Below are 26,949 nucleotides of genomic sequence, written 5' to 3' on the forward strand. Positions count from 1 at the left end.
CGGTTGTGGCCCTGGGGCCTATTCGAGTACCACTTCGAGATCGAGGTGGCACAGCCTGCGATAAATCTCTTCCTTGCGTTCACGTACGGCATGGTTCTGCGGCAACAACTCGCAGCAGCTATGCAGTAAATGCAGCACTTCCAGCGCAAGATCGGGCTCCCAGGCGTTCAGGCCTGAGTCCTGTAATGTTTGGTCTAGGGTTTCGAGTTGGGTCCTGGCCAGTTCGTATTTCTTGGCCATGAAGCACAGCCGCGCGAGGGCGAACTGCCAGAAGAACCGGACACGCCCACCTTGGGCGCTTTGCAGGCCTTGCTTGAGGATCTGCACGGCGGCCTTGAGGCCGTCCTTGCGCAGGATCGGCAAGACTTCTTCCAGGGCCACTTCCCAGGCTGGCTGGGTGTCAGCGACTTCGACCTTGCGCGGCGCACTGGCGCTTTGCAGATGTGGCATGACGTGGGCGCTGACCCAGGCGCGGGTCGCCGGATCGGCAAACGGGGCGCCGTCATGGAATCGCAATTCGATGATGCCGGGCAGGCGCTGAATCAAAAGCGCGAAGTGGATTTCCACTTCGCGCATTGCCATCTCGGCGTTGAGCCCCTGGAGGCACTCCCAGACCATTCGCTGGCCATCGAACCAGAACGGCGCCTTCGCCAGGCTCGCCTCCAGTTCCACCAGCAGATCCGCGTACTTGGCCTGGTCGTAACGGTCCTGGTAGGCCTTGAGTTTGTCGGCCGGCAAGCCGCGCAGCATGGTGATCTGCTCGGCATTTCGCTCGGGCACCGCGTCGATGGGCAACCACAACAGTGTGCGATTGAGGCGCAAGGCGCGCAGGTCGGTGGCTTTCTGCTTGAGCCACCAGGCACACAACGGCCGCGCGCTTTCCTGCTGGGCACGCAGGGCTTTGTGGGCTTCTTTTTCGTTATCAATCGGCGCGCCGGGGGTGAACAGCTGCGTGGCGGCCTGCTTGACCTGGGCCACCGCTGCGCCGACGACGCCAGGTTCAGGCTGATTGTCGGCGGCACGCTGGACCATGTTCTTCAGGCGGCGGGAGATCGGCAGCAGCAACGGCGCATCGTTGCCCAAGTGTTCGGTGCAGGCAGCATCGAGGCCTTCCAGATGTTCCACCAGACGGCGGAACAGCGGCAGCTGCTCTTTGATCGCGACGTTTTCGTTGAGCACCTGCTCAAGACGCGGTACCAACCAACTGATGGCAGCGGAGCGGGTGCGGGCCTTATTGGGATGAACCTCGGCCCAGTGGTTCTCGCACAGGTGGTGCAGAAGTCCGAGGCCGGCCAGCAGCCCCTGAAAGGATTCGCGCTGGTACAGGGCCCAGGTCAGCCAGGCTCCAACCCGCAAATCCTTGGACTGAGTGCGCAGAAGGGTTTCACTGTTTTCGCGGATTTTCAGCCAGTCGATCTGACCGCTTTCGTGCATGGATTGGGCTTTGCCCAGCTCGCTTTCCAGTGCCTCATATTCGCTCGAAAAGCGAACGTCCTCGCCCGCGAAATTCTCTTTGGAAACAGAGGCTTTTGCGAGTTCAAGGTAATGAGCGGAAAGTTTGCTTGAGTAGGACATCCATGGCCTTTAATTAGGATTACAGTCATACGCCCATTGGAGTTCCAATGACGCGGGGACAGAATCAAAGAGCTGCGATGAGTCTCATCCAATTGAGTTCGTGCTCTTTCAAGTGCGCGCATCGTACTCACGATGATGGCCACTAGCAAGCATCTGATTAAACAACAAGACGAAGTGTCTTTTTATCTCGTAGGAGATGTCCCTATATGTAGCAGGGGGATCCCTGATATCCGTTTAACAATTCATCGCTCGACCTAATGGCCTGAAACCACTGAGATAGAGCCATCAGCCCCTCCACCTTAATAAATGCCGTATTCATTGTCGATTCGCCCCCGAGACAGGCGCGAAGCATGCCAAAAATACAAAATGATGAATGTAGGATCATTCCGAAATGTTACCGATATCCATGAGTTAAACGACGAGCGACAACAACCAATAAGAAAAGTGCCATCATTGTGATGGCATTTTTATATTTCAAACAAAGTTCCAAAATGGAACTTTCGGTATCGCGGAAATTTCATACCGGGCTTCAAGATCTCTCCTACATAAATACTTTGGATGCCTTGGTAGCGTGCACGGCATTTTGGCGACCTGCTCGGGCCAGGCATGGTTTGAACGGCGCGATTTCTCTCTCTTAGCTTAAGGACGAGCTACTCGGAAGCAAAAGGATAAGCGCATGCTTGCATCGGCTAACGCTGCTCACTTCACCCTTGTGATCCCTACGGTTCGCAACGATTTTAAAGTACTGGCTTTTAAAGGCACTGAAAGCATCAGCGCCTTGTACTCGATTCGAGTCGATCTGGTCAGCGAGTACCCGGATATCGATCTGGAAAGCCTGCTTGACCAACCTGCATATTTGCAATTCGGACTTAACGGCGAAGGTATTCACGGTCACATCGTAAGCGTGTCCGCGGGTGATGCTGGTAAACGCCTGACCCGCTATCGCGTAAACCTTGTGCCGGCGCTGCATTACCTGCAGTTCAGCCAGGATCAGCGAATTTTCCAGGGTCAGACGGTGCCGCAAATCATCGCTCAGGTCTTCAAGGGGCACGGCATTCAGGCCGATGCATTTACCTTCCACGTCAAAGCAAGTCCCCCCCGCGAATACTGCACTCAATACCGGGAAAATGATTTGGAGTTCGTCCAGCGGCTCTGCGCCGAGGACGGCATTACGTGGCATCACCAGCATTCCTCGCAAGGCCATGTGCTGGTGTTCACCGATGACCAGACATTCTTCCCAAAACTGGGCGAAACGCCGTATCAGCAAGACTCCGGCATGGTGGCGGAGCATCCGGTCATCAGCCAGTTTTCCATGGGTTTCAAAACCCGCCCCAGCATCGTTACCCGCCGTGACTACGACCTGAAACGTCCGAACGCGTTGCTGGAAAGTCGCTTTACTGCTGAGTTCGACCCCAAGCTCGAAGACTATAGCTACCCGCTGCCATTGGAGAGCGAAAAGCGCGGCAAACAACTTGCCCGGCAGGCACTGGAAAGGCACCGGGTCGATTATCAGTTGGCGGAAGGCAAAAGCGACCAGCCCACGCTGCGCAGCGGCCACTTTTTCAGCCTGACGAAATGCCCACACGAAACGCACAACGATCTATGGCTGCTGCTAAGCGTGACCCACTCTGGAAAGCAACCTTCGGTGCTCGAAGAGTCAGTCACCAACGCGACCGAACCTGAGGACGGCTTTGTTCAGGGCTACCGCAACAGCTTCAGTGCAATTCCCTGGGATGTGTTTTATCGGCCACCGATGCCTGCACCTAGACCCATGCTGAATTGCCAGACCGCCCGCGTCACCGGACCTGTCGGTGAGGAGATTTACTGCGACGAATACGGTCGCGTCAAAGTCAAATTTCACTGGGACCGGTCTGAACGCAACAACGAAAACAGCAGTTGCTGGCTTCGGGTAGCGTCCAGCTCGGCGGGGGACAACTTTGGCACAGTGATCATTCCGCGTATCGGGATGGAAGTCCTCGTCACCTACCTCGAGGGCAATCCAGATAATCCATTGATAACCGGCTGCCTGATCAACAAGGTCACGCCGCCGGCCTACCCATTGCCCGAAAATAAAACCAAAACCGTACTTCGAACCCACAGCTCCCCGGCTACGGGTGGCTACAACGAATTCTCGATGGACGATCGCGCTGGCGATGAGTTGGTCCACCTGCATGCTCAGCGGGATATGGAGCAGAAGGTCGGAAATGATTGCCGGCTGGAAGTGGGTAATGAGAGTCGAGTCACCATCAAGGGCGACCGTATTACGGTGCTGGGATCTGAAGAGCACCTCACTATCACGTCGGATCGAAAAATCCAGGTAAGCGGCAACGACTACCTGCATGTCTCTGGCGACAGCCACACAAGATCTGATGAAACGCTGGTTATAGAAGCCGGTGAGCACGTGCATATCAAGGCAGGCGCGCACCTCGTAATTGATGCGGGTGAGAGTATTTCTGTGAAGGTCGGCGGTCAGCACATCGTGATGAACGCCGACGGTATTTTCAGTAGTAGCGCGATTGAGATCGGTGGCTCTCCAAAGTCGGGTGCGGCCGCACATACATTGCTTCAGGGGGCTGCGGCGGGCTTGTTAATGTCCGTCGCGCCTGAGCCATCAGAAGAAAATGAATCGGATGAGCTGGAGGAAGAGGAGGAAGAAGTCGAAGAGGAAGGGATTACTTTGCGTATCGGAGTGTTCTTCGATGGCACGGGTAACAACAAAGCCAACAGCGAAACCGTAGCGGCGTGCTATGCACCGGATGCCAACCTCGCAGAAGCCGCCGAGGAAATACAAAAGTATTGCGCTGCTTACGGGTACGACGGCAATGGGAGCTCGCCGGACAATAGTTATGGGAATGATGTGAGCAACATCGCCAGGCTTTTCGACCTGTATGCAGATCACTCATCCAAACCTATTCCCGCGAACGAGAAAAAAGCTTTTTTGCGCATCTACGTGGAAGGTATCGGCACTAAAAGCAACGGCGAAGACTCCTACCACGGCCTAATCACAGGTAGGGGCGAGACAGGTGTAGTAGCTCGCGTTGAACAGACTCCGGCAAAAATCCTGAAGCAGATACGGTTGTTCCAAGAGGAAAATCCAAGCGTAGTTGTCGAAAAAATCGAGTTCGACATCTTTGGTTTCAGTCGGGGTGCGGCAGCGGCCCGGCATTTCGCGAACGAAGTGCTTAACGGTGAGCAAGGCGTTTTAGCGTTAGCACTACCCGCCGCATCACCAATCTTTTCTCGAAGCTTTAACTGGCGCATAAAAGCCGATGTTGCCATCAACTTTATTGGCCTCTTCGATACCGTTGCAGCTATTGCCAAGCCTGGTTTTTTCGACTTTACGGTCGCCAACGGTAGAAACCCGGGAGTTAATCTCAGACTCCCCGAGGGCTGTGCTGAAAAGGTAGTGCACTTAGTCGCGCGAGACGAAGTCCGTGAAAATTTCGCCCTCAACAGCCTCGGTAATACAGACCTGATTCTGCCCGGCGTGCACTCAGACCTTGGCGGTGGTTATTTGCCAATAGCCAATGAAAAACTCCTGCTGGGCAAACCCTTAACAAGCACCGTGAGCGAGAGCATGGATGCAACCCGCAGTACCGCTTACCTTTCTGCCGAAAAAGAGGTATCTGCCTGGTATGAAAAAGGTGTAATCGACTACGACGGTCCGGATAACAAAATCAAAGTGGCGTCCTGGGAAAGGCCGCTGCCTTATTCTAAGGAGTCAGGTGGAACCAAGACCGAACCACAGAAGAAAGTTTTTGCAGCTGCCTCTATCGAACGCCCGGTTCGTGGCGAACTGTCGTTGGTGTATTTGCGGATCATGCGTGAATTGGCAGTACGGCACGATGTTCCATTCAAACTTGTCCCCGATATCCCAGCGCTACGAATGCCCGAGGAATTAGTACCTATCCACAAAAAGCTCCAGGCATATGCTCTTGGTGAAACAAGGGTAGAGGGATTAACACTCCAAGAAAGAGCATTACTAAGAAGTCGCTACATCCACCTTTCCGCGAACTGGAACGCAGCCAACGGCTTTAAAAGCAGCGACATGGACATTATGTTTATCAACCGACCTGCCGATGACGGAAAACGTGTGGTGCATCCTCATGAGTAACTTCCTCCGTCGCACGACAATAGACGCCGGCCTACTTTTAGGTTTGCTGTTGATCGCGAACACACAAAGTTTTGCGCAATCAAACTACCACGAGCCCTGGTCGCTAGGCTTCGGAGCCCCTGATTACATGGAAGTCTGGATTGAAACAGCGGACGTTGTGGATATCCGGGAACGTGTCTTTCGTCGAGCTGGCTCCGGGACCGCATCGGTACTAATCCCCAGAGACAACAAGGGGAAGCCCGCCGGTTGGCCAATAAGTCCCGGCCGTGGCGCCGGTCGTGACGTCATTGGGGCTGATTTGCCCCGTCTGATTTATGTGCGTTGGCAATCTCTGGCAGAACCACAAACCTATGAAGCCTACATCGTCATCCCCGAATCAGCGCGGGAGATCATGCGCAAACCTGAAAAAGCCTTCTGCAGAGCTGACGGTAAATGGATCACCGACTACCGCGACGACATTGGCATTGGTCTGGCGCCGGGCGGTATTGCCAAGGTCTGGTTGGGTGGTCCCTGTCTGAAGGCGGTCGAGATTGTTCGGGTAGTGGGCACTGTTAATAAACAAGGTCCCTCTCAGGGAAAAAATGAAGGTCGTTATGCTCTGCCTTTGTCGCCGGAGTCCAAAACTTATATCGAAAAATTCGGCATTCCATTTGGAAGCTGGTAAGGAGAGTCACTATATGGATTTAAGAGCATTATTTTTCGCAGCACTTTTGTGGCAACCCTTTGCTTACGCCGCAGCAGATTCCAAGTCGCTGGAAGGACATTATTTTTTGCACGGAGCAATGGAAATGGGGGCGGAGTTGATATTGCGTAAGGAAGGCACTTTTTCTGGAAGGATGGCTTATGGAAACGTTGGCGGTATGGCGGAGGGAACGTGGCAGGTTGAGAACAATACTCTGTCGCTAACAAGTGAGGTCGACTATCTACCGACAAAAAAACTGCTCTTCAAAATGCCCAGGACAAGAAGCTTGGCTGAGCTAGAGGAGAGTTACCGCATCCAGCACGGCAATTACGACAACATTGATAATGCTACCGCACACCAGGCCCAGACTAACTATATTCTGCAGATGCATTACGATCGGCGCCCCAAACCTCCGGCCATCAAGCCTGTGTACCTTTATTTTGAATTTTCCGATGGTCCTAGGAGCCAGCAGCTGTTGACTTCAAATAAGCCAACAGACCTGTGGTTGCCATACGATCCTCAAAGAACGCTAAAGAAAATAGGCTTCGGAACCTCCCGTGATTCTGGCCCCACTCAATGGTTCGACGTTTTGCCAGACAGCCGCTCGTTCAGTATTGGCTGGAAAAAGAAGAAGAGCCAAGCTTTCTCGTTTGACCCGCCTAGAGAAAAGGGACTGGTCGAAATCCAACGAGTGCTAAACGATGATGAACAAACGCGGATCCTGAACAATTACATCATCACGCTTTATCACTTCGATCCAATCAGCCCGCCAGCCATAACGCCAGTCGATGTGTACTGGAAGTTTGAGGACGGCTCAACAGAGCAACAGGTCTGGAGGGATTCGAAGCAAGAGACGTTATCCCTGCCCTACTCTCCCACGAGAACCTTGGAGAAAATCGGCATGCACACTCAAAGCTCAAAGGACGAAATTGAGTGGCTTTATACTTTTCCTGAGATGAGGTGGATGCGTGTTGATTGGAAAGAATACGCCGTACCTGCAAATGGAGAATTGTCCCTTCTGTTTGAGGATCTGCAATTAACCATTGAACCTGACTGCCTCGCGGTCGATTTTGGTAATGGCAAAGCATGCTTTCGCCGTCGTTAACACTTTCGTGACTACGAAGAATTTGCTGATGTGCAGGCGCTGTTTCTCTGCGAATTAAACACCACTCGACAGCGCTTGTTTAAAACGCATCAAGGTTACTTCCTGCAAGCTACAACACCTTGCGCCGTTGCCTACGGCTACGCCAGAATCCGCCGGCTTGTGCGCCTTGGGGGCGGTCGGTAACTTGGTTCCTGTCACTGCCCATCAGTGATCGGGTTTAGCAGCCCGTGGTTGTTAGTGAGGTGCATAGCGTTTCCTTCAGTCAGGTATTCATATCCCTGCACTTGATGGTGGCTGTGCGTGGGGCGCCCTTGGGCGCGCCGGTTTGCTAACTCCCCGGTCTGCTAACCCGCGCACAGCCGCCACCCTTCGTTTAGCAGCGACGTGTGAACGGCTCCATTACAGGAGTTAGTAAATGTTCAAGGTCACACCCAACCCACCCGACACCGATCCGGTCTCCCCCTACGAAAGCCCCGATTCAAACAAACTCAACGAAGCCGCCGAGCGCGCCCTCGACCATCACTTCCCGCCAGCCGACCCCAACCCACCAAAACGCAACGGTCAGCTCTTCAGCGTCTGCCCGGGTATCAACCCTGAAACCCTTCTCGCCAATGCCTCGGAAGATTTGCTGTCCATCAGCGCTATTGCCGCCAACCTCGCCGACGATGTGGACGGTTCTCGCCGCTCCGTAGCCTTGGCGCTCAGCCGCATGGCTGACGGGGTGCATTTGTTGGTGGAGAGAATGCTGGATTATCTGGATGACCCGGAGATGGCGGCGATTTTCGCCAAGCAACAAAGCCGCGTCATCTGATCCGCCTCCCATAAAAAAATGGGCACCCAACCTCGTTGGCGTGCCCATTTTTTATTCCGCTCACCCGCTACGCGGGAAGTCGGTGCGTGTTACGGATTAACGCTGTCTTTCAACGATTTGCCTGGCTTGAACGCAACAGTGTTGCTGGCCTTGATTTTGACGGGCTCACCAGTCTGCGGGTTTTTGCCGGTGCGGGCACCGCGGTGGCGTTGCAGGAAGGTACCGAAGCCCACCAGCGTGACGCTGTCCTTGCGGTGCAGAGCGCCGGTGATTTCTTCGAGAACGGCGTTGAGAACGCGGTTGGCCTGCTCTTTGGTGAGGTCTGCTTTTTCAGCAATTGCAGCGGCGAGTTCTGGTTTACGCATTAGTGAAGCCCCTTTGACGGTTTTTTGTTGTTATGTCCGTGCTGTTCTCGTTGGAACAGCGCCCAAAGCGCCGCAGATGCTCTACTCTGCGGCAGACGGGAGTGAGGATGGCACGCAGCGAAGAGCCGCGCCAGTCTCGGCGCGACCTTTGTAAGGGCAAAAGAGGGGTGATTCCGACAGAACGACCGGTATTTACGCCAGCAGTGCCGGAAGCTCTTTGTTCAGGGCCAGTTTTTCCATCACCGCCGCGCCTGTCAGGGCATAACCCAGCAGTTTGCCGCTGGCATCGCGGCACAATACTTTGATGTCCGCGCCCTGCCCTTCGACCGTCCAGACGCCCTCAAAACCCCGTGGTGGCGGTGAAACCACCAATGGGCAGACCGGCGTTTTAACGGTAATGGGCATCGGGCCATAACTCACCGCCGTCGGGTTTCCGGCGAGGGTCTGAGCCAGCGCTCTCGCACAGCTCATGAGGGGCATGACGTACAACAGATTCAGCCCATCGACTTCGGCGCAGTCGCCCAAGGCATAGATATTGGCGTGGGAGGTTTTCAACTGACGATCGACCACCACGCCGCGATTGACCTGCACACCGGCCGCAGCCGCCAGGTCGATGCGCGGACGCAGGCCAATGGCCGACACCACCACATCGCAAGGGATCACCTGGCCATCGGACAGATGCGCTTCCAGTCCGTCAGCAACACGCTGCAAACGATTGAGCACCGGCCCGAGGTGGAAGCGTGCGCCCAGGCTTTCCAGCCCGGCCTGGACCGCAGCGGCCGCCGCCGGGTGCAACAGAGTCGGCATAACCTGCTCGCACGGTGCAACCAGTTGCACCTCGTATCCGCCAAGGATCAAGTCGTTGGCGAACTCGCAACCAATCAGGCCGGCGCCGAGCAGCAACACCCGACGTTTGCCGGCCGCCGCTGCGCGAAAACGTGCGTAATCTTCCAGATCGTTGATCGGGAAGACTGCGTCAGCCGCATCGCCTTCGATCGGCACTCGCACGGTTTCCGCGCCCCAGGCGAGGATCAGGTCACGGTAGAACACCGCTTCCTCACCGATCCACAAGCGCTTGTGGCCAGGATCGATGCCGCTGATGCGCGTGTGCGTGCGCACTTCGGCCTTCAACTGCTCGGCCATGGTGCCGGGTTCAGCCATGCTCAGGCCGTCGGCGTCTTTGTTTTTGCCGAAGCCGGTGGAGAGCATCGGCTTGGAGTAAGAGCGTCCGTCATCTGCAGTAATCAGCAGCAGCGGGGTTTCGCCATCGAGTTTGCGAAACTCCCGGGCCAGGTTGTAGCCAGCCAGCCCGGTGCCGACGATCACGACAGGTGCGTTCATTCCTTACTCCTCTAAATGTCTTAGTTGATTTCGATCATTTCAAAATCCATCTTGCCCACGCCGCAGTCCGGGCACAGCCAGTCTTCCGGCACGTCTTGCCACAGCGTGCCGGGCGCAATGCCGTCATCCGGCCAGCCGTCGGCTTCGTTATAGATCAGGCCGCAGACCACACATTGCCACTTTTTCATTCACGTACATCCTCAAGATTCAGGCTTTTGCCGGCGCGAACGGTCGATGATTGGAGCGCTGCCGTCCGGCTCAGCGCGTTTTGTACTGATCGGGCACGGCAGATGCAAGCCTGTTCGACGCAATGGCCGGCCGGATCAATCAAAATCGCAGGCTGACATGGTAAGCTCGCCGCCTCATTTGCTGCCAATAATGACTCACTGTGCCGCACTCAAAATCCCCCGCCGCGACCCCGCTTTGGCTCCCTCGAAGCCAACTGACGCCCCTCCCCGACACGTCTACTCTCGACTGGCTGTTCGACGAAGGATCTTTGACCCGACGGCTGATCCGTTTGTCGAATGACGGCTTCAGCGTCACGCCACTCTTCGAAGGCTGGCAGCTCCTGCGCGCCGACGAATGCGCCGCACTGGACCTGGCCGAAGGCAGCGAGGGCTGGGTGCGCGAGGTGTATCTGCGCGGCCACGGCGAAGCCTGGGTATTTGCACGCAGCGTGGCGGCACGCAGTGCGTTGCAGGGCGACGGCCTGCACATGGACGAGTTGGGCAGCCGCTCCCTGGGCGAATTGCTGTTTTGCGATCAAGCGTTCCAGCGCCGCGCTATCGAGGTTTGTCACTATCCTCAGGAGTGGCTGCCGGTGGAGTCCCGGTCACCTGAACTGTGGGGCCGCCGTTCGCGTTTCGACCGCGGCGCTTTGAGTGTGCTGGTGGCCGAAATTTTCTTGCCGACCTTGTGGAACGCCACCCGCGCCCATCCGGAGAATTGCTGATGTACCAGAGCCTGCTCAAGTCCCTGAATCGCTTGAATCCACGGGCCTGGGATTTCATTCAGCTGACCCGCATGGACAAACCGATCGGCATTTATCTGCTGCTGTGGCCGACGCTGTGGGCACTGTGGATTGCCGGCAAAGGGTCGCCCTCGTTGGCCAACGTCGTGATTTTCGTCCTGGGCGTGGTGCTGACCCGCGCCGGCGGCTGCGTGATCAACGATTGGGCGGACCGCAAGGTCGACGGCCACGTAAAACGCACCGAACAGCGGCCATTGGTGAGCGGCAAGATCACTTCCAGAGAAGCGCTGGTGTTCTTCGCGCTGCTGATGGGCGTGAGTTTCTTGCTGGTGCTGTGCACCAACGCGGCAACGGTCTGGCTGTCGTTCGGTGGTTTGGCACTGGCCTTCACTTACCCGTTCATGAAGCGCTACACCTATTACCCGCAAGTGGTGCTGGGCGCGGCGTTCTCCTGGGGCATGCCAATGGCGTTCACTGCCGAAACCGGTGAACTCCCGGCGGCGGCGTGGTTGCTGTGGATCGCCAACCTGCTGTGGACCGTCGGCTATGACACCTACTACGCCATGACCGACCGCGACGACGACTTGAAGATCGGCGTGAAATCCACGGCAATTCTGTTTGGCGAGGCGGACCGGGTGATCATTCTGATTCTGCAGGGGCTAGCGCTGGGTTGCCTGCTGCTGGCCGGGTCGAAATTTGAGCTCGGCGGCTGGTTCCACCTCGGATTGCTGGCGGCGGCGGGCTGTTTTGCGTGGGAGTTCTGGTACACCCGCGGCAAGGACCGGATGCGTTGCTTCAAGGCGTTTCTGCACAACCATTGGGCTGGGTTAGCGATTTTTGTCGGGATTGTGCTGGATTACGCATTGCGCTGATTTCCACGCTTTATGTAGCACTCTGCGTTTTTGTAGCAGCTGCCGAACAGGTGTTTCGGCAGCAGCTCCAGGCTTTGGGTCGCTTACTTCTGCGACTCGTGGACGACGTGCCAGACATCCTTCATGCCGTCACCCTTCATTTCTCCAGGTTTTTCGTCCTTCACAAACGTGTAGAGCGGCTTACCGTCATAGGCATATTGCATCATGCCGTCATCACGCTTGATGACACTCCATTTGCCTTCGGCCTTGGCACCCGCCGGCGCCATCATCGGTGGCCAGTTCTTGGCACATTCATCGTTACACATGGACTTGCCACCGGCGTCCTTGTCGAATGTGTAAACGGTCATTCCCTTGTGATCGACCATCATGCCGCCCTTCATCATGGCCGGGTCGGCAGCGAAGGCCATTGTCGGCAAAGCCAGAGCAGCGGCCAACATCAGAGCCTTAAAGGAGAACGTATATTGAGTCATGGAAACCTTCTCTTGTGGTTGTCAGGATTCGGACTTAGAGCTTAGTTCAGGATCATGACAATCGCCGGGCGACTAAAATACTGTCACACGACTGCAATAATTCCGTTATCTAATGCGGCGCAAGACAGTTAAATGACAAGAGGATTAATGGCATGGTTGGCAGGAGCATTCTGATCGTCGACGACGAAGCGCCCATTCGCGAAATGATCGCCGTGGCGTTGGAAATGGCCGGCTATGACTGCATGGAGGCTGAGAACTCGCAGCAGGCCCACGCCATCATTGTCGACCGCAAGCCGGACCTGATCCTGCTCGACTGGATGCTACCCGGCACGTCCGGCATCGAGCTGGCCCGACGCCTCAAACGCGATGAGCTGACCGGGGACATCCCGATCATCATGCTCACCGCCAAGGGCGAAGAGGACAACAAGATCCAGGGCCTGGAAGTCGGAGCCGATGACTACATCACCAAGCCTTTTTCCCCACGTGAGCTGGTTGCGCGCCTTAAGGCCGTGCTGCGCCGTGCCGGTCCTACTGATGGCGAGACGCCGATCGAAGTCGGCGGCCTGCTGCTGGACCCGATCAGCCACCGTGTGACCATCGACGGCAAGCCCGCCGAGATGGGCCCGACCGAATACCGCCTGCTGCAATTCTTCATGACTCACCAGGAACGTGCCTACACCCGTGGCCAGTTGCTGGATCAGGTCTGGGGCGGCAACGTTTATGTTGAAGAGCGCACCGTCGACGTGCACATCCGCCGTCTGCGCAAAGCCCTCGGCGATGCCTACGAAAATCTGGTACAAACCGTGCGCGGTACCGGCTACCGGTTTTCTACCAAGGCCTGACCCGGAGTTTTCCCGCCCGACAAGCTGACAAGGACGCGCGTTCAAGTGAACCAAAACTGGCATGGCACCCTGATTCGCCACATGCTGCTGCTGGTCACCGCCTGCCTGGTGATCGGCCTGATTACCGGCTTCTACGGCTGGAGCCTCGCCGCGGGCCTGGGCCTTTACCTGGCCTGGACCCTCAAGCAACTGCTGCGTCTGCACGAGTGGCTGCGCCTGCAAAAACCCGATGAAGCACCGCCCGATGGCTACGGCCTGTGGGGCGAAGTGTTCGACAGCATCTACCACCTGCAACGTCGCGACCAACGTGTGCGCGGACGCCTGCAAGCGGTGATCGACCGGGTTCAGGAGTCGACTGCCGCGCTGAAAGACGCGGTGATCATGCTCGACAGCGACGGCAACCTCGAATGGTGGAACCGCGCCGCCGAAACCCTGCTCGGCCTCAAAACACCGCAAGACAGCGGCCAGCCGGTGACCAACCTGGTGCGCCATCCGCGCTTCAAGGAATACTTCGAGCAGGACAGCTACGCCGAGCCGCTGGAAATCCCTTCACCGATCAACGATCGCCTGCGCATTCAGCTGTACATCACCCGCTACGGCAACAATGAACACCTGATGCTGGTGCGCGACGTAACGCGTATCCATCAACTGGAACAGATGCGCAAAGACTTCATCGCCAACGTCTCCCACGAATTGCGCACGCCGTTGACGGTGATCTGCGGTTATCTGGAAACCCTGCTCGACAACGTCGAGGAGGTGAACCCACGCTGGACCCGTGCCTTGCAGCAAATGCAGCAACAAGGTGGGCGCATGCAGACGCTGCTCAACGACTTGCTGTTGCTGGCCAAACTGGAAGCCACCGACTACCCGTCGGACAACCAACCAGTGGCCATCGACGGTTTGCTGCAATCGATCAAGAGCGACGCTCAGCAACTGTCCGCCCAGCGCAATCAGAAGATCACCCTGGAAGCCGATCCGACGATTCTGCTCAAGGGCAGCGAAGCCGAGTTGCGCAGCGCGTTTTCCAATCTGGTGTTCAATGCGGTGAAATACACCCCGGCCGAAGGCAATATCCGCATTCGCTGGTGGGGTGATGAGCAAGGCGCGCACTTGAGCGTGCAGGACTCGGGCATCGGCATCGACAGCAAACACCTGCCGCGCCTGACCGAACGCTTCTATCGCGTCGATTCCAGCCGCAACTCCAACACCGGCGGCACGGGGCTCGGGCTGGCGATCGTCAAACACGTGCTGCTGCGCCACCGCGCGCGGATGGAAATCAGCAGTGTGCCGGGCCACGGCAGTACGTTCACCTGCCATTTTGCGCCGGCCCAGGTCACCAAATCCCGGGTCATCAGCGCCACCGACTGATACCGGCCAGCACTCGCCACTAGTCAATCACCTGGTCAGCCGCTACATTGGCTGACTTGTGCCTGCCCTTCAGGCGCACTTTTTTCTTTCCTTTTGAATACACGGAACCCGCAAAACTCCATCATGGACCCATCCCCTGGCTTGACCCTCGCGACACTCTTCGCCGATTTCGGCATGATTCTTTTTGCTCTGATCCTGGTTTTGCTCAACGGTTTTTTCGTTGCAGCCGAATTCGCCATGGTCAAATTGCGCTCGACCCGGGTCGAAGCCATCGCTGAAAAAAACGGCTGGCGCGGACACATCCTGCGCACCGTTCACAGTCAGCTCGATGCTTACCTGTCGGCGTGCCAATTGGGCATCACCCTCGCCTCCCTGGGCCTCGGCTGGGTTGGTGAGCCGGCGTTCGCGCACATCCTCGAACCGATCCTTGAAGCCGTCGGCGTGCAATCGCCCGAAGTGATCAAAGGCGTGTCGTTCTTCGCCGCGTTCTTCGTCATCTCGTACCTGCACATCGTGGTCGGTGAACTGGCCCCGAAATCCTGGGCCATCCGCAAACCCGAACTGCTGTCGCTGTGGACCGCCGTGCCGCTGTACCTGTTCTACTGGGCGATGTATCCGGCGATTTACCTGCTCAACGCCAGCGCCAACACGATCCTGCGGATCGCCGGCCAAGGCGAACCCGGCCCTCATCACGAGCACCATTACAGCCGTGAAGAACTGAAACTGATCCTGCACTCCAGCCGTGGCCAGGACCCGAGCGACCAAGGCATGCGTGTTTTGGCTTCCGCCGTGGAAATGGGCGAGCTGGAAGTGGTCGACTGGGCCAATTCCCGGGAAGACCTGGTGACGCTGGAGTTCAACGCGCCTCTCAAGGAAATCCTGGCGATGTTCCGTCGCCACAAGTTCAGCCGTTATCCGGTGTACGACAGCGAGAGCCAGGAGTTCGTCGGCCTGCTGCACATCAAGGACTTGCTGCTGGAACTGGCGGCCCTGGACCACATTCCCGAGTCGTTCAACCTCGCCGAACTGACCCGGCCGCTGGAGCGCGTATCGCGGCACATGCCGCTGTCGCAGTTGCTGGAACAGTTCCGCAAGGGCGGTTCGCACTTTGCCCTGGTCGAAGAAGCCGATGGCAACATCATCGGCTACCTGACCATGGAAGACGTGCTGGAAGTGTTGGTCGGCGACATTCAGGACGAACACCGCAAGGCTGAGCGCGGGATCCTCGCGTACCAGCCGGGCAAGCTGCTGGTGCGCGGCGACACGCCGCTGTTCAAGGTCGAGCGCCTGCTGGGCATCGACCTGGACCACATCGAAGCCGAAACCCTCGCCGGGCTGGTCTACGAAACCCTGAAACGGGTGCCGGAAGAGGAAGAAGTGCTGGAAGTCGAAGGCTTGCGGATCATCATCAAGAAAATGAAAGGGCCGAAGATCATTCTGGCCAAGGTGCTGATGCTCGATTGAGTCGTACCGGGCTGAAACCGCGTCGATCCCTTCGCGAGCAGGCTCGCTCCCACATTGGAATGCATTTCAACTGTGGGAGCGAGCCTGCTCGCGAAGGCGTCTGAACAGGCAACACATTACTGCTTGCCCAACGCAAAGTTGGGCAATGCGCCCACCGGTTGATTGAACTGGTACGGAATCGACACCAGCCCCAACCCGGTATTGCGCTGCACCACGAAATGCAGGTGCGGCCCGCTGCTGTTGCCGGTATTACCCGACAGCGCCAACGCACTCCCCACCGACACCCGTTGCCCCTCGCGAACGCTCACCGAACCTTGCTTGAGGTGCAGGTACACGCCCATCGTTCCGTCATCGTGCAGCACCCGCACGAAATTACCCGACGGATCGGTGCCGCGCCCAGTCTGGGCATTCTCGGTTTTCACCACCACACCGCCACGCGCCGCGATGATCGGCGTGCCTTCGGGCATGGCGATGTCCATGGCGTAGCGGTTCTTGGGACCAAAGTGGCTGTATTGACCGTTGGCGCCCTGACTCAGCCGAAACGGTCCGCCACGCCACGGCAGCGGGTATCGATAGGCCATGGCGGCCCCTGAGGGGTCGCCCAGGGAGTATTCAAATTTTGGAGTGTAGGCGAGCGGCCTTTCGGGCTGCGTGGCCGTGAGCAGCGCCAGACGAATACTGCTGCGTGCCGGCATCACCCGGCGAATAGGTCGGCTCGGCGCACCACTGACGTTCTTCAGCCCGCCGAAGCTCAACTCGATTTCTACCGGCGCATACAAGTCATTGCGCACGTAAACGCTGTCCACACCCTTCTTCTTCGTGATGACGACATACACCTGACGCTCAAGATTCTCGACCATGCGATCACGAAAAACGAACACCTTGGAGCCCGTCGTGGGGCGGTCGCTGTAGGAGACCACGCCATTGGCGTCCGTGGACTTGTAGATCGTCATGGCCATCGCCGAGGTGGACGCCATGAAAAGACCGCAGAAAAACAGCAGGCGCGCGAGCATGGGCAAGATTCTGTCGAGTAAGGCCTGGGTAGGAGCCTAGCAGCTGCAATGGACCCGGGTAGTCGGCAGATGTTTCAAAATGGGCAGTTCAGCGGATGTGTGGTGAATTCGAAGGCCTCATCGCGAGCAAGCTCGCTCCCACATTGGAATGCATTTCAAATGTGGGAGCGACGGTGCGACGATTCGACCTGCTCGCGAAGGCGGCCTGTCAGGCGACGAAGATTACGCGCCGGGTATGAAATGCTTCTGCGCGGTGCCACGGGCAATCAGGCGCGAGATGTAGTCGAGCTTCTGCGCATCCTGGTCGACAAAGCGGAAGGTCAATTGCAACCAGTCGCTGTCGGGTTTCTGCTCGTGGGCGACGATGGCGTGCAGGTAGCCGTTCAGACGGGCGGTTTCGGCGTTATCGCCCTGCTCCAGGTCGAGTACGGCGCTGTCGAGCACTTGCGGCAGAGTGTCGGTGCGTTTTACCACCAGCAGTGCTTCCTTGAGGCTCAAGGCCTTGATCACACATTGCGCAATGCCGTTCGGCAGGCGCAACTGGCCCTGGCCACGACCACCCGTTGGCGCTGCGGAGGACGCTGGAGGCTTGATCGGCGGGCTGTTGAGCAGACCGCGAGACGGAGCTGCAGCCGGGGCTGGCGCGGCGGCGACAGGTTTGGCGAACGGGTTGACCGGCGCCGCGGCGGGTGCGACCACGGCAGCCTTGCCGCCGGTCAATGCGCTCAGGGAATCGTTGCCGAACGCCGAGTTCATTTTGGTCGGCGCGCTGTTCATCAAGGTGTCGAGCTTGCCGACCTTGTTCAGGGCCTGCTTGACCTTGGTCAGCAGCTGCTCGTTGGTGAACGGCTTGCTGACGTAGCCGGAAACACCGGCCTGGATCGCCTGGACGACGTTCTCTTTATCGCCCCGGCTGGTCACCATCACGAACGGCATGGTCTTGAGGTTGTCCTGCTCGCGGCACCAGGTCAGCAGCTCCAGGCCGGACATTTCCGGCATTTCCCAGTCGCACAGGACCAGGTCGAACGCTTCCCGTGCCAGCACGGCCTGAGCCTTTTTGCCGTTGACCGCGTCTTCGATCCGGATCCCCGGGAAGTAGTTGCGCAAGCACTTCTTCACCAGGTCACGAATGAACGACGCGTCGTCCACGACCAACACACTGACCTTACTCATCCATCACCCCTTTAAAAAATCCCGGCAAGCATACCGCTTTGCTGATGGCACATTGCCAAAAACCTTCAGTCACGCCGGGACTTTTCGTTCGCGGGTGCTGCTTTCGAATTCATAATCCACAAACAAAAACGCCCAGCCAAAAGGCCGGGCGCTTTTCTCAGGCAATCTTACTTATCGTCAGCTTTGCCCGGAACATTAGCGGTTTCGCCACTTGTGCCTTCAACTTCTTCTTTCATGCGCTTGAGGCCCAGATGCCGCACGTCGGTGCCGCGCACCAAGTAAATCACCAGCTCCGAGATGTTGCGCGCGTGGTCGCCGATCCGTTCCAGCGAACGCAGCACCCAGATAATGCTCAAGACCCGCGAGATAGAGCGCGGGTCTTCCATCATGTAGGTTGCGAGTTCGCGCAACGCGGTTTTGTATTCGCGGTCGATGATCTTGTCGTACTGGGCCACCGACAACGCCAGGTCGGCGTCGAAGCGGGCAAAGGCGTCCAGCGCATCGCGAACCATGTTGCGCACCTGGTCGCCGATGTGGCGAACCTCGACGTAACCCCGTGGGGCTTCGCCTTCTTCGCACAACTGGATGGCGCGACGGGCGATCTTGGTCGCTTCGTCACCGATGCGCTCAAGGTCGATGACCGACTTGGAGATGCTGATGATCAAACGCAAGTCCGACGCCGCCGGCTGACGACGGGCCAGAATGCGCAGGCATTCTTCGTCGATGTTGCGTTCCATCTGGTTGATCTGGTCGTCGATCTCGCGAACCTGCTGGGCCAGGCCAGAATCGGCCTCAATCAGCGCGGTCACCGCGTCGTTGACCTGCTTTTCCACCAGCCCGCCCATGGCCAGGAGGTGGCTGCGCACTTCCTCGAGCTCAGCGTTGAACTGCGCGGAGATGTGATGGGTAAGGCCTTCTTTACTAATCATGTTGGCGTCCTTGGAGCGTCCGGTAAGGTGCGGTGGACCGCAGCGTCAGTTCAGTGAGCAACAACAGCTTCCTAGCCGTAGCGACCAGTGATGTAGTCTTCGGTCTGCTTCTTCGCCGGATTGGTGAACAGGGTATCGGTGTCGCCGAACTCCACCAGTTTGCCCATGTACATGAACGCCGTGTAATCGGAAACCCGCGCGGCCTGTTGCATGTTGTGGGTCACGATGACGATGGTGAACTTCGATTTCAGTTCGTAGATCAGCTCTTCGACTTTCAGCGTGGAGATCGGGTCGAGTGCCGAGCACGGTTCGTCGAGCAGCAGCACTTCCGGCTCCACGGCGATGGTGCGAGCGATTACCAGACGTTGCTGCTGACCACCGGACAGGCCCAGTGCCGATTCATGCAGACGGTCTTTGACTTCGTCCCACAGCGCCGCACCTTTCAACGCCCACTCGACGGCTTCGTCGAGGATGCGCTTCTTGTTGATGCCCTGGATGCGCAGGCCGTAGACCACGTTCTCGTAGATGGTTTTCGGGAACGGGTTGGGCTTCTGGAACACCATGCCAACGCGACGACGCAACTCGGCCACGTCCTCGCCCTTACGGTAAATGTTGTTGCCGTAAAGGTTGATTTCACCTTCTACGCGGCAACCGTCGACCAGGTCGTTCATGCGGTTGAACGTACGCAGCAGCGTGGACTTGCCGCAGCCGGACGGACCGATGAAGGCCGTCACGCGCTGTTTCGGGATGTTCAGGTTGACGTCGTACAGCGCTTGTTTATCGCCGTAGAAAAGGTTCAAGCCCGGCACTTCAATGGCCACGGTTTCCTGTTCAAGACTCAGGCTCTGCTTGTCGCGACCCAGCGCAGACATGTTGATGCCGTGGGTATGTGCTTCGTGCTGCATGGGAGGCTCCCTGTGCTAACAAATTCGGTTCGGTTTTTGTGGGAGCCAGCCTGCTGGCGATTCAGGCAACGCGGTCAATCTGTAAACCGCGGTGATGCCATCGCCAGCAGGCTGGCTCCCACATAAGAAATCAGCTATCCAGCGCTTTGTATTTTTCGCGCAGGTGGTTACGGATATAGACGGCCGACAGGTTGAGCGTGGCGATCACCAGCACCAGCAGCAGCGCCGTGGCGTACACCAGCGGCCGTGCGGCCTCGACGTTCGGGCTCTGGAAGCCGACGTCATAGATGTGGAAGCCCAAGTGCATGATCTTCTGATCCAGGTGAAGGTACGGGTAGTTACCATCCAGTGGCAGCGACGGCGCCAGTTTCACCACACCTACCAGCATCAGCGGCGCCACTTCACCAGCGGCGCGAGCCACGGCGAGGATCATGCCGGTCATCATCGCCGGGCTGGCCATCGGCAGTACGATCTTCCACAAGGTTTCAGCCTTGGTTGCGCCGAGGGCCAACGAGCCTTCGCGCACGGTGCGAGGAATCCGCGCCAGGCCTTCTTCGGTGGCCACGATCACCACCGGCACCGCCAGCAGTGCCAGGGTCAGGGACGCCCAGAGTAGACCCGGCGTGCCGAAGGTCGGCGCCGGCAATGCTTCAGGGAAGAACAACCGGTCGACCGAACCGCCCAGCACATAGACGAAGAAGCCCAGACCGAACACGCCGTAAACGATCGCCGGAACACCCGCGAGGTTGTTCACCGCGATGCGGATCAAGCGCGTCATTGCGTTCTGTTTCGCATATTCACGCAGGTAAACCGCTGCCAGTACGCCGAACGGGGTCACGATCATCGCCATGATCAACGTCATCATCACGGTGCCGAAAATCGCCGGGAAGATCCCGCCTTCGGTGTTCGCTTCACGCGGGTCGTCGCTCAAGAACTCCCAGACCTTGCTGAAGTAGAAGCCGATCTTGGTGAAGGTGCCCATGGCGTTCGGCTGAAAGGCGTGAACCACTTTGCCAATGCCGATTTCGATTTCTTTGCCATTGGCATCGCGGGCCGTCAGGCTGTCGCGGTTGAACTGGGCGTGCAGGTCGTTCAGGCGTGCTTCGATGTCCTGATAACGAGCGTTCAGTTCGGCGCGCTCGGACTCCAGGTCCGCTTGCGCGGCGGCGTCGAGCTGGCCGGCCAGTTCCAGTTTGCGACCGTGCAGACGCACACGTTCCAGACCGGCGTTGATCGCGCCGATGTCGACTTTTTCCAGGGTCTTGAGCTGGGCCGCGAGCTGGTTGACGCGAGCGACGCGGGCCTGCAGCTCGGGCCATGCGGCTTCGCCTTCAGCGATGACCTTGCCGTCCTGCTTGACGTTGACCAGGTAGCCGTAGAAGTTGCCCCACTCGCGACGCTCGATGGCCATCAGCTCGGGCGGGGTCTTCTGGTTTGTCAGCCACTCGCCGACGATCCAGGTGAAGTCGTTGCCGTTCAGGTCACGGTTGCCGACCTTGATCAGCTCGCGAGTCATGAACTCCGGGCCCTGATCGGGCACCGGCAGGCCAGCGCTTTTCAGGCGCTCGCGCGGCACTTCTTCTTTCTGCACCACTTCGCCGATGACGAGGTGGTTGGCCTGGCCCGGCACGTCGTAACTGGCGTGCACCAGGTCCGCCGGCCAGAAGTGGCCCAGACCGCGCACGGCAATCACCGCCAGCAAGCCAATGGTCATGATGACCGCGATGGACACCGCGCCACCGCTGATCCAGACGCCTGGGGCGCCGCTCTTGAACCATCCTTTCAGGGAGTTCTGTTTCACAGACTTCTACCTTTCTTAAAGCGACGAGTATTTCTTGCGCAGACGCTGACGAATCAGTTCTGCGAGGGTGTTCATGACGAAGGTGAACAACAGCAGCACCAGTGCCGAGAGGAACAGCACGCGGTAGTGGCTGCCGCCGACTTCCGATTCGGGCATTTCCACCGCGACGTTGGCGGCCAGGGTGCGCAGGCCTTCGAACAGGTTCATTTCCATGACCGGCGTGTTACCGGTGGCCATCAGCACGATCATGGTTTCACCGACCGCACGGCCCATGCCGATCATCAACGCCGAGAAGATGCCCGGGCTGGCGGTGAGGATCACCACCCGCGTCATGGTCTGCCACGGCGTGGCACCGAGCGCCAGAGAGCCGAGGGTCAGGCCGCGAGGCACACTGAACACGGCGTCTTCGGCGATGGAGTAAATGTTCGGGATCACCGCGAAGCCCATGGCCAGACCGACTACCAGAGCGTTGCGCTGGTCGTAGGTGATGCCCAGGTCGTGGGAGATCCACATGCGCATGTCGCCGCCGAAGAACCAGGTTTCCATGTACGGGCTCATGTACAGCGACAACCAGCCCACAAACAGAATCACCGGGATCAGGATCGCGCTTTCCCAGCCGTCCGGCACTTTCAGGCGGATGGACTCAGGCAGGCGGCTGAAGACGAAACCGGCGACCAGGATGCCAATCGGCAAGAGCATCAGCAGGCTGAAGATGCCCGGCAAATGCCCTTCCACATAAGGCGCGAGGAACAGGCCGGCGAAGAAACCGAGGATCACCGTCGGCATCGCTTCCATCAGCTCGATCACCGGTTTGACCTTGCGGCGCAAGCTTGGGGCCATGAAGTACGCGGTGTAGATCGCAGCAGCGACGGCCAGCGGTGCGGCCAACAGCATGGCGTAGAACGCGGCTTTCAGGGTACCGAAGGTCAGCGGCGACAAGCTCATCTTCGGTTCGAAGTCAGTGTTTGCAGCGGTCGATTGCCAGACGTATTTAGGTTCGTCGTAGTTCTCGTACCAGACCTTGCTCCACAACGCGCTCCACGAAACTTCCGGGTGCGGATTGTCCAGCAGCAGCGGCTGCACCTTACCGTTAGCCTCGACGATGATACGGTTGGCACGCGGCGACATGCCGAAAACGCCCTGGCCTTCCACCACCTGATCGACCAGCAACGTGCGGTGAGCGGTACTGTGGAAGACGCCAAGCTTGCCGGATGCGTCGAGGGCTACGAAGCCTTTGCGACGCTCTTCAGCACTGATTTCAACAATCGGCGTAGTGCCCATCTGGAAGGTACGAATCTGCTTCAGACGCAGTTCGCCGTCCGGGTCACGAGCCATGAACCACTGGGCCAGACCACCTTTGGAGTCACCGAGGATCAGCGAGATACCGCCCACCAGTTGGGTGGCAGCGGTGATTTCGGCCTCACCGTTCTCCAGCAATTTGTAGCGACCGTTGAGGCTCTTGTCGCGCAGGCTGAACACGTCGGCCTGAGCACGACCGTTAATCACGTACAGCCACTGCTGACGTGGGTCGACGAAGATGTTTTTCACCGGCTCGGTCATTTGCGGCAGATCGATGCGCTTCTGCTCGTTGGTGATTTCGCCGGTCATCATGTTTTCTTCGCTGGTCAGCGACAGGACATTGAGTTGCGAACCGGTGGAGCCGACCAGCATCAGGGTCGTATCGGTGGCGTTGAGACTGACATGCTCCAGCGCACCGCCCGCCTCGTTCAGCGCAATCGGGGTTTCGCCATACGGGTACTCGATGGCTGGCGAGATGGTCTTCTTGCCGTCCGGGTAGCTGACCTTGTACGTGTGACGGAACACCAGCGCCTGACCGTTGGACAAGCCAACCGCTACCAGCGGATGGCCGGGTTGGTCTTCAGCAATGGACGTGACCGTGGTGCCCGCCGGGATCGGCAGATCGACGCGCTTGAGTTCGGCGCCACTGTCGATATCGAAGAACAACGCCTGGCCCTTGTCGGAAACCCGCATGGCGACCTGGTTCTGTTCTTCCAGGGAGATCATCAACGGCTTGCCGGCGTCTTGCATCCAGGCAGGTGTGATGGCGTCCTTTGCCGTCAGGTCGGCACCCTGGAACAGCGGCGCGACGACGTAGGCGAGGAAGAAAAAGATCAGCGTGATCGCGCCAAGAACGGCGAGGCCGCCAACGAGGACGTACCAACGGGTCAGGCGATCTTTGAGCGCTCGGATGCGGCGCTTGCGTTGCAGCTCAGGCGTATTGAAGTCAATTCGCTTGGGGGGATTTGTAGTCATGGTGGAATTGGCCAGATCAGTCATGCGCACACCCTAGCGATCCTGTATGACAGAAAGATGACAATGCAGTGACGCAACAAATCCGCCGCCAGCGTTAACTGGCAGTGGATAGAAAATTAGCGGTGTGTGGGGGCGGGCGTACCCGCCCCCACTGGAGTCCGGAAATCATCCCGGACTCAGGGTGTTACTTCTTTGCGACGTTGCCGCCTTCTTGCAGACCCAGGTCAGCCAGTGCTTTTGCAGCAACCTTGGCCGGCAGTGGGATGTAGCCGTCTTTCACTACAACTTCCTGACCCTGCTTGGACAGAATCAGTTTCACGAACTCGGCTTCCAGCGGGGCCAGAGGCTTGTTCGGTGCTTTGTTGACGTAAACGTAGAGGAAGCGCGACAGCGGGTACTTGCCGTTCAGGGCGTTTTCTTCGGTGTCTTCGATGAATTCAGTGCTGCCTTTCTTGGCCAGTGCAACTGTCTTCACGCTAGCGGTCTTGTAGCCGATGCCCGAGTAACCAACGCCATTCAGCGAGGAGCTGATCGACTGCACGACCGAAGCCGAGCCTGGTTGTTCGTTGACGTTTGGCTTGTAGTCGCCCTTGCACAGGGCTTCTTCTTTGAAGTAGCCGTAGGTGCCGGATACCGAGTTTCGACCGAACAGTTGAACCGGCTTGTTGGCCAGGTCGCCGGTCACGCCCAGATCACCCCAGGTTTTCACGTCGGTTTTAGCACCGCACAGACGAGTCGAGGAGAAGATCGCGTCGACTTGCTCCATGGTCATGTGCTGGATCGGGTTGTCTTTGTGTACGAAGACAGCCAGGGCGTCCACGGCAACCGGAATAGCGGTTGGCTTGTAGCCGTATTTGGTTTCGAAGGCTTGCAGCTCGTTGTCCTTCATCTTGCGGCTCATCGGGCCCAGGTTAGCGGTGCCTTCAGTCAGCGCAGGTGGCGCGGTAGAAGAACCGGCAGCCTGAATCTGGATGTTTACGTTCGGGTATTCTTTTTTGTAGTTCTCAGCCCACAGGGTCATGAGGTTGGCCAGGGTATCGGAGCCGACGCTGGACAGGTTGCCCGACACACCAGTGGTCTTGGTGTAGCTCGGGATAGCAGGGTCAACAGCGGCAACCGCGTTGGCAGTCGCAACGCCAGCAGCGACAAAAGTCATTGCCGCCATCAAACGCTTCAGTTTCATGCCTTACTCCTAGCAGATAGGTGTGTTAAGTCGGGGCCAAGTATCAGCAGGCCGTGTGAACACTCTATGGCTGAAATATGACAATTGGATGAAAGGCCAGCATTCGGCTTTTTTGCAGGATATTTCGAGTCGCCTTCATCGCGGGCAAGCTCGCTCCCACAGGGATTCTGCGGCGAACACAGAACCAATGTGGGAGCGAGATTGCTCGCGATGGGGCCCGTACAGGCGATGAAAAAGGTCGGCTTAGCGGCCCTTCTTCCAGAGATAAGCACCCACCAGAATCCCGACACCGCAGATGATCGCCACGTAATAGGCCGGCCCCATCGGGCTTTCCTTGAGCAGCAGGGTGACAACCATCGGGGTCAGGCCGCCGAAGATGGCGTAGGCCAGGTTGTAGGAGAACGACAGCCCGCTAAAGCGCACCACCGCCGGGAAGGCTTTGACCATCACGTATGGCACCGCACCAATAGTCCCGACCAGCAGACCGGTCAGGGCGTACATCGGGAACAACCAGTCGGGGTGATTGAACAGGCTGTGATAGAAGGTCCACGAACTGAGCAACAACGCGGCACTGCCAAATACGAACACCCGGCCAGCGCCGAAACGGTCAGCCAACGCGCCGGAAGCCACGCAACCCACGCTCAGAAACACGATGGCCAGGCTGTTGGCCTGCAACGCGGTGGTTGGCGAGAAGTGGTAGACGGTCTGCAGCACGGTCGGGGTCATCAGGATGACCACGATGATGCCGGCGGACAGCAGCCAGGTCAGCAGCATGGAAATCAGGATCGCCCCGCGATGGTCGCGCAACACGGCGCGCAGCGGCACTTCTTCTGCCAGGGCCTTGCGCAGTTGCAGCTCGGCGAATACCGGGGTCTCGTGCAGCCAGCGGCGCAGGTAAACCGAGAACAGGCCGAATACGCCACCCAACAGGAACGGAATCCGCCAGGCGTAATCCGAGACTTCGACCGGGGTGTAAATGCTGTTGATCGCGGTTGCGACCAGCGAGCCCAGCAGGATGCCAGCCGTCAGACCACTGGTCAGGGTGCCGCAGGCGTAGCCGATGTGCCGCTGCGGCACGTGTTCGGAAACGAATACCCACGCGCCCGGCACTTCACCGCCAATCGCAGCGCCCTGAATCACCCGCATCAGCAGCAACAGGATCGGCGCCCACATGCCGATCTGCGCGTAAGTCGGTAGCAGGCCCATGATCAAGGTCGGCACCGCCATCATGAAAATGCTCAGGGTGAACATCTTCTTGCGTCCCAGCAGGTCGCCGAAGTGCGCCATGACGATGCCGCCCAGTGGCCGCGCCAGGTAGCCGGCGGCAAAGATCCCGAAGGTCTGCATCAAGCGCAGCCACTCGGGCATGTCGGCCGGGAAGAACAGCTTGCCGACCACCGTGGCGAAGAACACGAAGATGATGAAGTCGTAAAACTCCAGCGCACCGCCCAGGGCAGACAACGACAAAGTCTTGTAATCGCTGCGGGTCAGCGGACGTGCGGATTGAGTGGACTGCGCAATGCTCGAGGGCGCTGTGGTCATGGCAAGGCTTCTCTTATAGTCGGATCTGCAACCCCAACAACGCTGGCTGAGGCTTGGGCAGGTCCGGCACGATAGCAAATTGTTCGAAAAAGCACATAGAGGTGCGTAATTGACGGTCGAAATGAGAACCGGACGGTCGTCTCGGAGTCT

At 58.1% G+C, this 26,949-nt stretch carries 22 protein-coding genes; 9 read left to right on the plus strand and 13 right to left on the minus strand.

Going from position 1 to position 26,949, the window contains the following annotated elements:
• Positions 1-18 precede the first annotated feature (18 nt).
• On the minus strand, positions 19-1,575 hold the full coding sequence (gene tssA / locus ACA056_RS28450; RefSeq protein ID WP_497269424.1) for a type VI secretion system protein TssA: 1,557 nt from the start codon (positions 1,573-1,575) through the stop codon (positions 19-21).
• Positions 1,576-2,251: 676 nt separating this feature from the next.
• Between tssA and tssI the strand changes: the two genes are divergently transcribed.
• The 4 genes from tssI to ACA056_RS28470 all read left to right on the plus strand — a co-directional run bounded on the left by tssI (position 2,252) and on the right by ACA056_RS28470 (position 8,287).
• Positions 2,252-5,689, plus strand: a complete 3,438-nt coding sequence (gene tssI, locus ACA056_RS28455) for a type VI secretion system tip protein TssI/VgrG (RefSeq protein WP_497269426.1) — start codon at positions 2,252-2,254, stop codon at positions 5,687-5,689.
• A complete protein-coding gene (locus tag ACA056_RS28460; protein ID WP_497269428.1) occupies positions 5,682-6,353 on the plus strand; it encodes a DUF2931 family protein in 672 nt (223 codons plus the stop codon). Before tssI ends, ACA056_RS28460 begins: the two co-directional genes overlap by 8 nt.
• 13 nt (positions 6,354-6,366) lie before the next feature.
• The gene (locus ACA056_RS28465) at positions 6,367-7,476 is read left to right on the plus strand and encodes a hypothetical protein (protein ID WP_497269430.1); all 1,110 of its coding nucleotides are present in this window, start codon (positions 6,367-6,369) and stop codon (positions 7,474-7,476) included.
• Positions 7,477-7,891: 415 nt separating this feature from the next.
• On the plus strand, positions 7,892-8,287 hold the full coding sequence (locus tag ACA056_RS28470; protein ID WP_497269432.1) for a DUF6124 family protein: 396 nt from the start codon (positions 7,892-7,894) through the stop codon (positions 8,285-8,287).
• Positions 8,288-8,376: 89 nt separating this feature from the next.
• Here ACA056_RS28470 and ACA056_RS28475 read toward each other — a convergent pair whose 3' ends face one another.
• The 3 genes from ACA056_RS28475 to ACA056_RS28485 form a co-directional block, all read right to left on the minus strand.
• The gene (locus tag ACA056_RS28475) at positions 8,377-8,652 is read right to left on the minus strand and encodes an HU family DNA-binding protein (protein WP_003213368.1); all 276 of its coding nucleotides are present in this window, start codon (positions 8,650-8,652) and stop codon (positions 8,377-8,379) included.
• A 192-nt stretch (positions 8,653-8,844) separates the two neighbouring features.
• Positions 8,845-9,993, minus strand: a complete 1,149-nt coding sequence (locus tag ACA056_RS28480; protein ID WP_497269434.1) for an NAD(P)/FAD-dependent oxidoreductase — start codon at positions 9,991-9,993, stop codon at positions 8,845-8,847.
• Between the two features lie 20 nt (positions 9,994-10,013).
• Positions 10,014-10,181: a rubredoxin gene (locus tag ACA056_RS28485; RefSeq protein ID WP_007954349.1), complete on the minus strand. Its 168-nt coding sequence runs from the start codon at positions 10,179-10,181 to the stop codon at positions 10,014-10,016.
• Positions 10,182-10,381: 200 nt separating this feature from the next.
• Between ACA056_RS28485 and ACA056_RS28490 the strand changes: the two genes are divergently transcribed.
• Together ACA056_RS28490 and ubiA are read left to right on the plus strand one after the other, a co-directional pair.
• A complete protein-coding gene (locus ACA056_RS28490) occupies positions 10,382-10,945 on the plus strand; it encodes a chorismate--pyruvate lyase family protein (protein ID WP_497269436.1) in 564 nt (187 codons plus the stop codon).
• The gene (gene ubiA, locus ACA056_RS28495; RefSeq protein WP_497269438.1) at positions 10,945-11,835 is read left to right on the plus strand and encodes a 4-hydroxybenzoate octaprenyltransferase; all 891 of its coding nucleotides are present in this window, start codon (positions 10,945-10,947) and stop codon (positions 11,833-11,835) included. The genes ACA056_RS28490 and ubiA overlap by 1 nt, the downstream gene beginning before the upstream one ends.
• Positions 11,836-11,918: 83 nt before the next feature.
• Here ubiA and ACA056_RS28500 read toward each other — a convergent pair whose 3' ends face one another.
• Positions 11,919-12,305 (minus strand): COG4315 family predicted lipoprotein, encoded by a 387-nt coding sequence (locus ACA056_RS28500; RefSeq protein ID WP_415758590.1) that lies wholly within the window; start codon positions 12,303-12,305, stop codon positions 11,919-11,921.
• Positions 12,306-12,457: 152 nt separating this feature from the next.
• Between ACA056_RS28500 and phoB the strand changes: the two genes are divergently transcribed.
• The 3 genes from phoB (at position 12,458) to ACA056_RS28515 (ending at position 15,979) form a co-directional block, all read left to right on the plus strand.
• Positions 12,458-13,147 (plus strand): phosphate regulon transcriptional regulator PhoB, encoded by a 690-nt coding sequence (gene phoB / locus ACA056_RS28505; protein WP_046045002.1) that lies wholly within the window; start codon positions 12,458-12,460, stop codon positions 13,145-13,147.
• A gap of 81 nt (positions 13,148-13,228) precedes the next feature.
• Positions 13,229-14,515 (plus strand): phosphate regulon sensor histidine kinase PhoR, encoded by a 1,287-nt coding sequence (phoR, locus tag ACA056_RS28510; protein WP_497273608.1) that lies wholly within the window; start codon positions 13,229-13,231, stop codon positions 14,513-14,515.
• Between the two features lie 123 nt (positions 14,516-14,638).
• The gene (locus ACA056_RS28515; RefSeq protein ID WP_461977928.1) at positions 14,639-15,979 is read left to right on the plus strand and encodes a hemolysin family protein; all 1,341 of its coding nucleotides are present in this window, start codon (positions 14,639-14,641) and stop codon (positions 15,977-15,979) included.
• A 116-nt stretch (positions 15,980-16,095) separates the two neighbouring features.
• Here the strand turns inward: ACA056_RS28515 and ACA056_RS28520 are convergent, their stop codons facing one another.
• From ACA056_RS28520 to ACA056_RS28555, 8 genes are all read right to left on the minus strand, one after another.
• Positions 16,096-16,992 (minus strand): peptidoglycan DD-metalloendopeptidase family protein, encoded by an 897-nt coding sequence (locus ACA056_RS28520; protein ID WP_497269441.1) that lies wholly within the window; start codon positions 16,990-16,992, stop codon positions 16,096-16,098.
• Between the two features lie 222 nt (positions 16,993-17,214).
• Positions 17,215-18,165: a response regulator gene (locus tag ACA056_RS28525; RefSeq protein WP_497269443.1), complete on the minus strand. Its 951-nt coding sequence runs from the start codon at positions 18,163-18,165 to the stop codon at positions 17,215-17,217.
• A gap of 167 nt (positions 18,166-18,332) precedes the next feature.
• Positions 18,333-19,094 carry a phosphate signaling complex protein PhoU gene (gene phoU, locus ACA056_RS28530; protein WP_008150055.1) on the minus strand — a complete coding sequence of 254 codons (762 nt, stop codon included), beginning with the start codon at positions 19,092-19,094 and terminating at the stop codon, positions 18,333-18,335.
• A 71-nt stretch (positions 19,095-19,165) separates the two neighbouring features.
• On the minus strand, positions 19,166-19,999 hold the full coding sequence (pstB, locus tag ACA056_RS28535) for a phosphate ABC transporter ATP-binding protein PstB (protein ID WP_461956351.1): 834 nt from the start codon (positions 19,997-19,999) through the stop codon (positions 19,166-19,168).
• Between the two features lie 130 nt (positions 20,000-20,129).
• Positions 20,130-21,800, minus strand: a complete 1,671-nt coding sequence (gene pstA / locus ACA056_RS28540; protein ID WP_497269446.1) for a phosphate ABC transporter permease PstA — start codon at positions 21,798-21,800, stop codon at positions 20,130-20,132.
• A gap of 15 nt (positions 21,801-21,815) precedes the next feature.
• Positions 21,816-24,098: an ABC transporter permease subunit gene (locus ACA056_RS28545; protein ID WP_497269448.1), complete on the minus strand. Its 2,283-nt coding sequence runs from the start codon at positions 24,096-24,098 to the stop codon at positions 21,816-21,818.
• 160 nt (positions 24,099-24,258) lie between these two features.
• Complete coding sequence (locus tag ACA056_RS28550; protein WP_497269450.1) at positions 24,259-25,257, minus strand: phosphate ABC transporter substrate-binding protein PstS family protein; 999 nt, start codon at positions 25,255-25,257, stop codon at positions 24,259-24,261.
• Between the two features lie 243 nt (positions 25,258-25,500).
• Positions 25,501-26,799 (minus strand): MFS transporter, encoded by a 1,299-nt coding sequence (locus tag ACA056_RS28555; RefSeq protein ID WP_497269452.1) that lies wholly within the window; start codon positions 26,797-26,799, stop codon positions 25,501-25,503.
• Positions 26,800-26,949: the final 150 nt, after the last annotated feature.

It is taken from the genome of Pseudomonas sp. LBUM1666 (genome assembly GCF_059695775.1).

Excerpts from the sequence above, each read along its gene's own strand:
- tssA (WP_497269424.1), bottom strand. The coding sequence starts at position 1,575 with ATGTCCTACTCAAGCAAACTTTCCGCTCATTACCTTGAACTCGCAAAA.
- tssI (WP_497269426.1), top strand. The coding sequence starts at position 2,252 with ATGCTTGCATCGGCTAACGCTGCTCACTTCACCCTTGTGATCCCTACG.
- ACA056_RS28460 (WP_497269428.1), top strand. The coding sequence starts at position 5,682 with ATGAGTAACTTCCTCCGTCGCACGACAATAGACGCCGGCCTACTTTTA.
- ACA056_RS28465 (WP_497269430.1), top strand. The coding sequence starts at position 6,367 with ATGGATTTAAGAGCATTATTTTTCGCAGCACTTTTGTGGCAACCCTTT.
- ACA056_RS28470 (WP_497269432.1), top strand. The coding sequence starts at position 7,892 with ATGTTCAAGGTCACACCCAACCCACCCGACACCGATCCGGTCTCCCCC.
- ACA056_RS28475 (WP_003213368.1), bottom strand. The coding sequence starts at position 8,652 with ATGCGTAAACCAGAACTCGCCGCTGCAATTGCTGAAAAAGCAGACCTC.
- ACA056_RS28480 (WP_497269434.1), bottom strand. The coding sequence starts at position 9,993 with ATGAACGCACCTGTCGTGATCGTCGGCACCGGGCTGGCTGGCTACAAC.
- ACA056_RS28485 (WP_007954349.1), bottom strand. The coding sequence starts at position 10,181 with ATGAAAAAGTGGCAATGTGTGGTCTGCGGCCTGATCTATAACGAAGCC.
- ubiA (WP_497269438.1), top strand. The coding sequence starts at position 10,945 with ATGTACCAGAGCCTGCTCAAGTCCCTGAATCGCTTGAATCCACGGGCC.
- ACA056_RS28500 (WP_415758590.1), bottom strand. The coding sequence starts at position 12,305 with ATGACTCAATATACGTTCTCCTTTAAGGCTCTGATGTTGGCCGCTGCT.
- phoB (WP_046045002.1), top strand. The coding sequence starts at position 12,458 with ATGGTTGGCAGGAGCATTCTGATCGTCGACGACGAAGCGCCCATTCGC.
- phoR (WP_497273608.1), top strand. The coding sequence starts at position 13,229 with ATGCTGCTGCTGGTCACCGCCTGCCTGGTGATCGGCCTGATTACCGGC.
- ACA056_RS28515 (WP_461977928.1), top strand. The coding sequence starts at position 14,639 with ATGGACCCATCCCCTGGCTTGACCCTCGCGACACTCTTCGCCGATTTC.
- ACA056_RS28520 (WP_497269441.1), bottom strand. The coding sequence starts at position 16,992 with ATGCTCGCGCGCCTGCTGTTTTTCTGCGGTCTTTTCATGGCGTCCACC.
- ACA056_RS28525 (WP_497269443.1), bottom strand. The coding sequence starts at position 18,165 with ATGAGTAAGGTCAGTGTGTTGGTCGTGGACGACGCGTCGTTCATTCGT.
- phoU (WP_008150055.1), bottom strand. The coding sequence starts at position 19,094 with ATGATTAGTAAAGAAGGCCTTACCCATCACATCTCCGCGCAGTTCAAC.
- pstB (WP_461956351.1), bottom strand. The coding sequence starts at position 19,999 with ATGCAGCACGAAGCACATACCCACGGCATCAACATGTCTGCGCTGGGT.
- ACA056_RS28545 (WP_497269448.1), bottom strand. The coding sequence starts at position 24,098 with ATGACTGATCTGGCCAATTCCACCATGACTACAAATCCCCCCAAGCGA.
- ACA056_RS28550 (WP_497269450.1), bottom strand. The coding sequence starts at position 25,257 with ATGAAACTGAAGCGTTTGATGGCGGCAATGACTTTTGTCGCTGCTGGC.
- ACA056_RS28555 (WP_497269452.1), bottom strand. The coding sequence starts at position 26,799 with ATGACCACAGCGCCCTCGAGCATTGCGCAGTCCACTCAATCCGCACGT.